Annotated in this window: 6 protein-coding genes; 1 reads left to right on the top strand and 5 read right to left on the bottom strand. The window is 44.0% G+C overall.

The window, feature by feature from the left end:
- Positions 1 to 436: 436 nt before the first annotated feature.
- The 3 genes from RIE73_RS15570 to RIE73_RS15560 all read right to left on the bottom strand — a co-directional run bounded on the left by RIE73_RS15570 (position 437) and on the right by RIE73_RS15560 (position 4,884).
- On the bottom strand, positions 437 to 1,132 hold the full coding sequence (locus RIE73_RS15570; RefSeq protein WP_446402036.1) for a potassium channel family protein: 696 nt from the start codon (positions 1,130 to 1,132) through the stop codon (positions 437 to 439).
- Between the two features lie 61 nt (positions 1,133 to 1,193).
- Positions 1,194 to 2,528, bottom strand: a complete 1,335-nt coding sequence (locus tag RIE73_RS15565; protein ID WP_446402035.1) for a TrkH family potassium uptake protein — start codon at positions 2,526 to 2,528, stop codon at positions 1,194 to 1,196.
- A 394-nt stretch (positions 2,529 to 2,922) separates the two neighbouring features.
- Positions 2,923 to 4,884 (bottom strand): hypothetical protein, encoded by a 1,962-nt coding sequence (locus RIE73_RS15560; protein ID WP_446402034.1) that lies wholly within the window; start codon positions 4,882 to 4,884, stop codon positions 2,923 to 2,925.
- Positions 4,885 to 5,197: 313 nt separating this feature from the next.
- On the opposite strand from RIE73_RS15560, the gene RIE73_RS15555 reads away from it, so the two are divergent.
- Positions 5,198 to 8,584 carry an alpha-mannosidase gene (locus RIE73_RS15555; RefSeq protein ID WP_446402033.1) on the top strand — a complete coding sequence of 1,129 codons (3,387 nt, stop codon included), beginning with the start codon at positions 5,198 to 5,200 and terminating at the stop codon, positions 8,582 to 8,584.
- Positions 8,585 to 8,618: 34 nt separating this feature from the next.
- On the opposite strand, the gene RIE73_RS15550 is transcribed toward RIE73_RS15555, so the two are convergent.
- The gene (locus RIE73_RS15550) at positions 8,619 to 9,872 is read right to left on the bottom strand and encodes an HNH endonuclease signature motif containing protein (protein ID WP_446402032.1); all 1,254 of its coding nucleotides are present in this window, start codon (positions 9,870 to 9,872) and stop codon (positions 8,619 to 8,621) included.
- On the bottom strand, positions 9,869 to 11,404 hold the full coding sequence (locus tag RIE73_RS15545; protein WP_446402031.1) for an AAA family ATPase: 1,536 nt from the start codon (positions 11,402 to 11,404) through the stop codon (positions 9,869 to 9,871). Before RIE73_RS15545 ends, RIE73_RS15550 begins: the two co-directional genes overlap by 4 nt.
- Positions 11,405 to 11,432 lie beyond the last annotated feature (28 nt).

The raw sequence follows: 11,432 nt of genomic DNA, 5'->3' as shown, positions 1-11,432 counted from the left end.
TAAATAGGGTCTGCTGAATAAGTCTTGTGGTGGGGAAAAGGCTTTTATGCAGGAGGCAGAAGGCAGAAGGGAAGAGGGTTTAATCCAACCCACAATCGTTGTCCTAGGAGTATCTTTCTCACGCTAGGTGCTAGGTTTTTTACAAATCCTGTCTTATTTTCTTGCACAACAGCCGCAGAACAACTGCCTCAAAGCCTTGAAATATAAGGGTTTCCGACTTGTGCAGCACGCCCTAAATAGGTAAACGAAAAATAAAGGGTTTGGAAACCCGCGAAGGCGGGTTTTGTTTGTTTAGTTGCGGTTTCAACCGCCCTGTTGAAAATGGTATGTATAGCAGTAGACACATCGATTAGGACTTTCGGCACCATTGTAGAGACGTTGCATGCAACGTCTCTACATAAATGATGTGTCCTAACCGCTATGGCGGTTGCTATACTTAAATCGGCAAACGCTCAATATCTCGGTTTGAACCAATTACCACCATGGCAAACCCTTTAAACAGACGAGTTGTGGGGGCGGGATTAATCTCAAACTGTTCATCTTGACCAACTGCCAACAAGTTTAAGCCATAGCGATTCCGCAGTTGCAGTTCCATCACAGTTTTGCCATTAAACTCTTCAGGAACGGATATCTCGACAATACTGTGATTCGGGTCTAACTCAAAGCGATCTAAAATAGAAGGCTGAGTTAGCGATCGCGCCAAAGCACAACCCGCTTCATATTCTGGATAAATCACCCGATCCGCGCCAACCCGTTCTAACAATTTACCATGAACTTCTGAAGACGCTTTAGCCACCACATGTTGGACACCCGCTTCCTTAATATTGAGCGTAGTAATAATACTTTCCTGTAAATAGTTGCCAATCGCAATAATCACCGTATCAAACTCAAAAATTCCCGCCTCTTTCAACGCTTTGGGATCGGTGGAATCGAGTTGAATCGCATGGGCGGCGATTTGGTCGGTCAAGACTTGACTAACCAGTTTTTCATTAATATCCGTTCCTAAAACTTCATGTCCCAGATGGTGTAGGGAGGAGCAAACGCCTCGACCAAAACGCCCTAAACCAATCACAGCAAATTGCTTATTTTCGCGATTCAGCTTCCGCCAGAACCCTACAGATGACCAACTCACACCCTTGTCCTTTCCTCAATTAAATACTATCCATCATAACCCTACACCCATTAGATTAGCATTATCCTACAAGTAGATTTTCTTCCGGATAATGAATGTGGCTAGGACGGGGATCTCCCAGGAGGGTTGCCATAAATGCGATAATTCCCACCCGTCCGATAAACATGGTTGCCACCAAAATCAGTTTTCCCAACGCCGAGATACTGGCGGTAATGCCCGTTGAAAGTCCCACTGTAGCGAAAGCCGATACCACTTCAAAGAGGAGTTGAATAAACGGAACATGAGGATCAGTGATCGCAATTAAAATGGTCGAAATAATGACAGTGGTGACAGAACCAACCAGAACCGCCGTGGCTTTTAAAATTAGGTTGAGCGGAACCTGACGTCTGTACAGATAAACTTCCTCTTTTCCTTGTAAAATCGCCTTCGTACAATTCGCCAATACCCGAAAGGTTGTCGTTTTCATCCCGCCCCCGGTTCCGCCGGGACTTGCACCGATAAACATGAAAGCAATTGTCATAAATAAACCCGCTGCTGTCATTTGACTAATATCAATGGTGTTAAATCCTGCCGTTCTTGTCGTCACCGACTGAAACCAAGCGCTTAAAAGTTTATCCCGTAAACTTAAATTCCCTAAAATGTTAGGGTTATTTACTTCGACAAAGAAGAAGGCGATTGTTCCTAGGATTAACAGGAATAACGTTGTACTGGTTACAACTTTAAAATTCAGTGAAAAGGTTAGTTTCTCACGTTTATACTTGAAGATATCGCGTAACCAGAGATACAGTTCAAAAATGACGGGTTGACCAATTCCACCCAAGACAATCAGTCCCGAAATAATCAAAAGTAACAATTCAGAGGACTGATAACTCATTAAACTATCGGAAAACAAACTAAATCCCGCATTATTCCAGGCACTAATACTGTGAAAAAGAGATAACCACAATCCTTGATTCCAGCCTTGCTCTGGAACAAATACGAGTAACAACAGGAAAAACCCGGTTAATTCAAAAATTAATGCTGTGGCAATAATTGAGCGAATAACAAACGAACTTTTTTCTAAACCTGGGCGATCAAACGCTTGTTGAATCGCTATTTTATGGCGCAAGTTAAACTTCCGACGCACTAAGAGTAACATAAAGGTCGTGGTTGTCATATAGCCTAACCCGCCAAGCTGGAATAAGGCAAGGACAAAAAACTGACCGACACCCGAAAAATAACTGCCCGTATCGACGACAGCTAAACCCGTGACACAGACAGCCGAGGTAGCGGTAAATAAGGCGGTAATTGGATCAGTCCAGGTGCCATCATGAGTAGAGAACGGTAGAATTAACAGAAATGTGCCTACGGTAATCATGGCTAAGAATCCGAGGCAAATTGTGCGCGGGATAGTCATAAGTCGTCATTTGTTTATGTCATTTGTCAAAACACTGATTTCACAGATTTATTGGAGAGATTGGGGTAGGGAAGTGAGGGGTGAGTCACACTGATTACACTGAAAGTTAATTCCCTATATTTGTCATTTGTCATACTCGCTATCGCGAGAAGCAAGCTACGTCATTTGGTCGGGCGGGTTTTGCAGCCAAGCTAGGGATAACATTCAATATTAGTCCCTAAACCCGCCCCTACATACCGAACATTTGGTCGGGCGGGTTTTGCAGCCAAGCTAGGGATAACATTCAATATTAGTCCCTAAACCCGCCCCTACACACAGACGCTTCTTGCATCACGTCTGGAACATGACTCGCCCATCACTTCATCTTCCCCACTACCTTCAACCTAACTTAATATCATCCGTTGTCCTTGGTAAAAAATTGTCGCATCCATTGCCAAGCTTTAATCGTTACCTCCTCCAGCAAAAGCATTCCTACATCTAACCATTCTAGAATTTGTTCTAAGGGATGTTTAACATATCCTGTGGAAATTGCCTCCGTTTCAATCCAGTCGGGCGCGGGTTCGATATCATGGTTGTGGGCATAGGAAATAGGTTGTTCGGATGGTGAAGATAAGGCAGAATGAAAAGAGAACGGCAAAGATGAATAGGAGGGTAAAGAATCAGGCAAACTTGTCGGATTTTGCTCTGATAATGTCGCCGGAAATACCTTGACAACTGTTTCATGTTTTAAATTATTTCCTAATGTCGAAAGTCCTGGAATTTGTAATGCTATTGGATATAACAGTGGCGGGGAAGAGTTAACTATTTGCGTTTGGGTGTGAGTAAGTTGGTTGTGGTTTTGATCGACGTTTTCGGTTAGGTTAAACAGAGGAATCCAACGTAGTAATTTAGCTTGAATACTCTGCCCAAACCTAACAGATTGTTGTTGTGCATTGGGGTGTTTTTGATCAGTGACCCGTAGGGTTTCAGCTTGTTTATAGAAACCAAAACACTGGAGGATAGCACCAATAGGGTTGTTCCGGATAGCCAATTTTTTGACTGTAAAGTCTGGGAAACGTTGGGGTAACGTTGGTTGAACGTTTCCCTGCAAGCCAATAAAGTTAGTGACAGCAGAATTCGGTGTGAACGTGGGGTTTGGACACCCAAATAAATCATCCCAGGTTAACCATGGATCAGGTTCAGTTTTATACGTAAATTCTGTTCCAGGAAGGGTGACGGAAGTTGTTGAGTTAGCGAATCGTTGATTAATGTCCTCGGTGGGGTTAACTGAGGTTGTGTCTTGGTGATGGAATGGGTGAGAACTACGCTGACCAAAAAAGTAGTCGATCGCGGCGTAAATTAATCCTATCAGCCAAAAGGGATGAGATGCTGATGTCTGGGTTGGATCAGTTGACTGTCGAGAGGTGATAAACGAGGTTTTGAAGGTTTGCAGTAAACTTTGGCTGCGGTGACGGAGTGCGATCGCAACATGATTCGATGTCTGTAACGGGTACGATTCCCATTGGGCAATGGTATCATCGATCGCGGCTAAGGTTCCCCCTGGTGTCAATCGTTCCAACCAGGAATAGGCAAAGTTTTGGGGAATGTCGGCGTCTGATACGGGTTCTGAGAAGGCTGAATCCCTGACAGGGACTAAAGTAGACTCACCAAAGAGATTAATCGCGATCGCAACCGGACTGGTTTGCACCCATGCCATGAGTTGCCAGAATAGTCTGAAGGGGAGAAACAGAGAGGGTTTAGCCAAGTGACTGAGTTGGCGTTGCACCCTGGAAGCCTTTAAATTAGCAACTAAGCGCCACTGACGATACAGGGTAGCCAATTCCCAGCTTATTCTCGCCGCCAGTTTTTGCTGTTGTTCTGGGGTGAGGATATCCAAAATTTCATTAGCGACGGAAACCAGAACTAGGGTTCGGGTGGTGAGGAGGGTGGCTACACCTTGAATTTCTACCCGTGAGGATTGGGAAACCTGCGTAGGCAGGTTTTGTTTGTGTAGCTGCGGTTTCAACCGCCCCGTCGAATTCCATGGGCATGGTTCAGGTAGAGGTAAGGTTGCGACTTCCTGAAGAACCCGTTGAATCGGCGTATCAACAGCAGGCGGTTGTTCTGGCGGTTGGGATTGGGTCAAGGCTTTTAATCGAGTCCATCCCGTTTTTGCCTCTGCCGAAAGTTGCCGCCCCACGGTGAGACTGGCTTGAACCACCATATAGATAGGATAGAGGAGAATCTGCGTTCCCCAAACAGCCGCGACTTTCAAATGTCGGATTGCCCGTTCACCGCGATCGATGAATCGGCGAGAATGATGATTGATAAGATTGAACAATCGGCTGCGGTAGCGACCTGGGGTAGAAGCAGACATGGTGATGCAAGCAGAAGCAGCGATGACCTATTTATTATTCCATACTCTATCGCTTTTTTAGCGAATGTTTGTAGTTGCGCTTTAGCGCCATAAACGCTGGCATCACCCACGACAAACCTTTAATGCAGTATAGCCGGGAAATAAATTTCCGCGTCAAAGCTAAAACCCGTTAAAACGGGTTAAACGTCTTTAATGTAGTAAACTAAAGCGTACTTAAGCTTTTGCTTCCTTGGGTTTCAACCCCAGACGGATTAATGCGACAGATATTTTCGTAATTCTGATTGTTAACTATTAACTTTTATCCTTAATTCCCATGTCCCCATTACCATTCCTTTCTGAATCTATTGCTAAACTCCGCGCCTTAACGCAGGTAAATGTGCAAACCAATTGGAAATTGTGGTCTGAAGACCTACCTCTGGAGGAACTCAGCAACCACATTTTTGCCAACGGGTCAAGAGGTGAACTCAATGAAAAAGGCTATATTATCTGGTCAGCCGGACGCCAAGTAATGTGGTTCGGGCAACAATTTATCATTCCCCACGATTTACAAGGTTATCCCTTAGCCGGATTAACCTTACGGCTAGCCCTAACCTGGTGGGCAGAAGATGCCAAGATTTTTGTTAATGGTGAGTTAGTCCAACAAGGAGACTTATTTGATTCTTCCGCTAGAGTCCTCCTCAGTTCAGCCGTTAGTCCTGGGGAAATTATTACCGTAATGGTGCGGTTAGTGAGTCCAGGTCATGATATCGGTGGCTTAATGCGATCGTCCTGTATTTATGAATCAACAACCTCCCTTGATCCGGGATTTGTGGCGGATGAATTAACCGTATTACAGAACTATTTAACTGCCTTTGCACCGGAACAATTAGAAACACTGGCGGCTGCTGTAGCTAAGATTGACTGGCAGAGAGTATCTGATGCTAATCAGTTTACGCGATCGCTAACTCAATTGCGCCAAAATTTACTATCCCAAAACCTCACCCCTAACGCTACATTCCACCTACTTGGTCATGCCCATTTAGATATGGCTTGGTTATGGTCAACTCAGGAAACCTGGAATGTTGCCGTGCGAACCTTTGAATCGGTTCTCAGTTTACAGCAAGACTTTCCTGATTTAACCTATTGTCATACGACACCCGCCCTTTATGACTGGATCGAACAGAATCATCCCGACTTATTTAGCCGAATTAAACAACAATTTATAGCCGGAAAATGGGAAACAGTTGGCGGAATGTGGGTTGAACCCGAACTCAACTTAATTGACGGTGAATCCATTGTCCGGCAGCTTCTTTATGGTCAACGTTATACCCAAGAGAAATTCGGTCAAATTAGTCAAGTCGCCTGGGTAACAGATAGTTTTGGCTTTACGTGGCAATTGCCTCAACTCTTAAAACAAGGCGGAATCAACTATTTTGTCACCCAAAAGCTGCATTGGAATGACACCACTGAATTCCCCTATCACCTCTTTTGGTGGCAATCACCGGATGGAACTAAAATTCTTAGTTTAATGTCACCACCCAATATTACTGGAGTCATGGACACGAATCCAATTACCATGACCAATTATGGGATTAAGTGGCAAACCCAAACAAAAATTAAGGATATCTTTTGGTTACCCGGTGTAGGCGATCATGGCGGTGGTCCCACTCGCGATATGTTAAACGTGGCAAAGCGTTGGCAACAGTCTCCCTTCTTCCCCAATTTAGAATTTACCACCGCGTTGAAATATTTACATAATCTTGAGAATCAGTTAGAAAATAGGGAAGATAGGGAAGATAGGGAAGATAGGGAAGATATGAGAGATAGAGGAGATGAGGGCGGGTTTAGTCACATCAGGGTAACAAATAACGATAGTAGTAAAACCCGCCCCTACAAATTACCCATTCCTAATCCGATTTGGACTAACGAACTCTATCTAGAACTCCATCGCGGCTGTTATACCACCCACGCTGATCAAAAACGCTGGAATCGTCGCTGCGAAGGATTACTGTATCAAGCCGAACTCTTTGCCTCTCTCGCCACCCTAATCACCAACAAAGACTATCCTCAATCTCAACTAGAAACCGCCTGGAAAAACGTTCTATTTAATCAATTCCACGATATCCTACCCGGAACCTCCATTCCCGAAGTCTTCATTGAAGCCAACCAAACATGGCAAGAAGCCGAGACAATAACCCAAACCATTATCGCCGAATCCCTAAACGCGATCGCATCCAAAATCACCCTCCCCTCACCCCCTCACCCCAACGCCCAACCCCTAATCATATTCAACCCCCTCAACTGGCAACGTTCAGAACTCATTACTATCTCCCTCTGCGTCCCTCTGCGCGAACCTCTGCGAACCTCTGCGTTGAAAAAACAGTTCCCAATCACCAACAATCAAACCTGGCAACTATACGATAGTAACGGCGCAAAAATCCCCAGCCAAACATTAGTCAGGGCGGGTTTTGAACACAATTTATCATCAATAGCAAAACAAGAATCCCTAAACCCGCCCCTACAAACCGGATTTCCTATAAGCGAAGCGAAGGGTCAAACCCATCTGCTATTTCAGGCAAAAGATATCCCCGCGATCGGCTATAAAATAGTCTGGCTTTGTCCCACAGATACTCCTCCAGAAAACGATAACCCCAATCCCAATAACGAATTTATCCTCGAAAATGAATACCTGCGAGTTATCGTCAATCCCAATACTGGCGACTTAAGCAGCATCTTTGATAAACAAAACCAACGAGAAATATTAAGCGGTGCAGGAAATCAACTGCAAGCCTTTGAAGACAAAGGACAATATTGGGACGCCTGGAATATTGACCCCAATTACCATCAACATCCCTTACCGCCAACCCAACTGAAATCGATTCAATGGCTAGAACAAGGAAATCTGCGATCGCGTCTCCAAGTTATTCGTCAATTAGGACAATCCCAATTTTGCCAAGACTACATCCTGACATCAGATTCACCCCTACTTAAAATAGCCACAACCGTAGATTGGCAGGAACGCCAGGTATTAGTCAAAGCCGCATTCCCCTTAACCCTAGAAGCCGACTATGCCACCTATGAGATTCCCTGCGGCGCCATCCAACGCCCCACCAAACCCCAAACCCCCGCCGAAAAAGCCAAATGGGAGGTTCCCGCCTTACGTTGGGCGGATTTGGCTGATGAAACTTACGGCGTGAGTCTACTCAATGATTGTAAATACGGCTATGACGCCCAACCCTCTCAACTCCGATTAACCCTACTCAAAAGTCCCATGTGGCCCCATCCCGATGCCGATCGCGGAATTCACCACTTCACTTACGCCGTTTATCCTCATGCGGGAACTTGGCAAGCGGCGAAAACGGTTCAGCGAGGATATGAGTTAAATTTCCCCCTGCAAGTCGTCCGGCTAGAAGATACGGCGAATCAGGATGTTAACGCTTTGCCCCCCAGGGGTTCCTTGCTAGAGTTATCGGCAGAAAATTTAGTGGTGATGGCGTTCAAGCGATCGCAAGATAATCCCCACCGTTGGATTCTGCGGTGTTATGAATGTCAGGGAGAAGAAGCGGAATTCTCGTTAAATAGTGATTTAGGGTTGGCGATAGAGGGTTGCGTTGATTTGTTAGAACGTCCTGTGGATCAGTCTCCAGAATCCCCAACGCTGCAAGCCTTGAGGATAGCGCCTTGGCAGATTCGGAGTTACGCGATCGTTGAGAAAACATAAATTGCTTGTCGGGTGGGTTAGAAAGAATATAAATCTACCCTTCTTCTGCTACTATTTTCCTTAAATTTCGGGCTTGCTTAAGGTGTGGTTCTTGAGTGTAAGCAGGATGTTGTATGTTATCCTGACGTATCCAATCAGCTATTTCCTCAAGTAAGGGAAAATTTTTGACCTCTATCGGCTGAGAACTACTGATAGCTGGTTTTAATTCTCTCTCAATTAAAGTGGCAAGCCACCAAGACATGGCAAATGCAAAGGGTGTTCTACCTTGTTCTTCACACAAGCTTTGTAGCAGTTCTGTAAGTTCACGATCTACATCAAAGATGTTAAGTGACTGACTGTATCTTCTGGCTGCTTTCATAGATTGTTTAATTTGACTGAAAAGCTGGTTTTCAATTGTTTTCACTATTTCTAACCATCTATCTGGAATTTGGTAGGCATCACAGTATGCGTCGATACAGTCACGGAGATTTTGTCCTTTACGTGGCTTAAGTTCCATCAAACTTATAGACCTATAGCCTTTTTCTAGTTCAAGCTTTAAATAAGTTAAGTCTCCAAGTCCACAATCTTTGTATATCAAAAATATATCTTCTAATTGACGTCGATTCCCTGAGTTTCTCTGAAGTACGTCATGATTTTTCTTTACCCTTAACGAATTACAATCACTACAGGTAGGAACTAAGTTAAAAGGATGACAAGAAAGGTGTGGATAAAGGCTAATGGGAAGATAATGGTCAACTTGGGTACAACTAGATGAAAAGGGTGAAAAGTCACAAGCAGGGCAAACTTGAAGTTTCTTATTAGTTGTATTTTCAAAAAAATTAGATTTAAGGTTATTTTTATTAAATTGGGTTGCTCCTCTTTCTGAAAAAAAGTAATCAGGTAATTCTTGTTCTTGACCCAGATATTCATAGAACTGGCGAAGAAAGTCAGCGCCTGCTTGCTGCCAATCTGGGGCAGCTTTTTTCCTATATGGTGTAAGAGAACCGACTGGGTTAGTCAAAAATGCTAGCGCTTCTCGAAACAAACATCTGCTCCATTCAAGTTTTTCTAGACGTGAACCTTGAGCAAAATCCTCTAAAAGTTTACGCCTTTTTGAACCTCGCCAAAGCCAATCAGCAATTTGTTTATGTCGTCCTCGAAACCTTTTATATCCTTGCAGATAACGCTCACAGGTTTGCCGACTTAGAGTCTCCCTAGAAGCAGCGTATCTTAGTAAACGCATTTGTAGGTAAACTACATCCGTCAGTCGTTTAAGCGTGAGTGCAGGTAACTCTACTTGATAAATCATTCCTTTTCAATTGTTTGCAATTCGCGACGAATTAGATAGCTCCAATATCCTTGAGCAACGACATTATTCAGCAATTCTTCGAGTACCTCTCGCCGTTCATGGGGACTTCGATTTAATGAGTTTTCTAACTCTCGCTCAATACGGTGTACACTGGATGCTCCAGCAGGATGTGGCGCACCAAACACATGCACCATGATATCGCTAGGATCAGCTCCGAAGGTTCGCAATGTTGGATTAAATGAACTCTGCGTGTAGTTGCCATTCCGATCTAAGACGACAATATCTTCTTTGGGAACATCAGTTAATGTGATGCTGGAGTGAGTCGTAATTAAAACATGGCTATGGCGATCTTTGAGCTTGGCGTCTAAGAGTTGCACAATTTGACGTTTCCAGAAATCATTAAAGTGAACTTCTGGTTCATCTAGAAGAATCAAAGCTTCGGTAGTACCTAACAAAGTAAATAGACACATCCGACCTAAAAAACTACGTTCCCCGTCACTGAGCCACTCCAACAGGTGTAAGGGTGGAATGTCTAGATTGGTTTCGGGATGCGGGGAATTTGTCCGTTCTAGAAAGATATTGACTTCTCTCAAAACGGATTGTCCATTTTCATCGACATTAGCGAGTAAGGAGAGTTTTTTGAACAACTCCAAACCACTAGAGAAGTTGTTAAAAATATCTTTAGCAATGGAATGTCCAGTGCTAGTCAAATCAAACACCAATAAGTAATCACTTCCTTGATGCAGACATAAAGATGCTATCCGGGCTAAACTTTTGACATCATCCCAGTCCCCTAAATAAGCGGGATCGTGCGTTTTACGGAATTTCAGGGAAAAGCCTGATATGGGTTTTATATATACTTCTTGAAAAACGTCCTTTAAACCTGACTGATCCGAATTTTCGGCTAAATCGACTAATAGACTACAAAGTGTGAGTAAAGGAAGCTGATGGTTTTTGATAAACAAACAGCGACTCCCTTCGCTTGTGTTTTGTCCCTCCGTGATTCCCAAGTTGGTTCGCTTTCCGGGTAACTCTCGAATTGCTCGTTCGAGTTGAGACAAGTCTTGTAGTTCAGCTAAATTGCCACTGTCAAAACTTTTTGGGTCTCCACCCAAATCCCATTCTCCTTCGCTACCTGTTGTAAAGGCAACGACGAGTTCCGGTAAGATATCACGACTTATCGCAATAGGTTGGTCATTTTCCCAAGCTGAGGGAACTGGGGTAAAAATCATTTCTTCGGTTTCCGGATCTTCTTGGCGATTAGAAATTTTAATCGTGCGTTTTTGGTTATCCGTTCCCAGTTCATATTCCAGTTCAAAGGGATATTCAATGTAAGGATTTCCCTCTAATTGCTGCATTAAGTTCCATAATATCTTCAGCACAGTTGATTTGCCTGTGCCGTTGACACCAACGAGAAAGTCAAGGCTATAGTTGCGAGTAAAAGTTAGGCGGCGTTCAGTCGGTAGACAAAAGCGAATATCTAGGTCACGCAAGACCCGATAATCTCCTAGGTAGAGTCGTTTCAATTTCATATACTCTCCCCCTCTAATTCTGATTCGC

Source organism: Coleofasciculus sp. C1-SOL-03, assembly GCF_040220555.1.
Taxonomy (GTDB): Bacteria; Cyanobacteriota; Cyanobacteriia; order Cyanobacteriales; family Coleofasciculaceae; genus Coleofasciculus.
The sequence above is the reverse complement of the archived record's forward strand: the minus strand, read 5'-3'. Positions and strand labels throughout refer to the sequence as shown.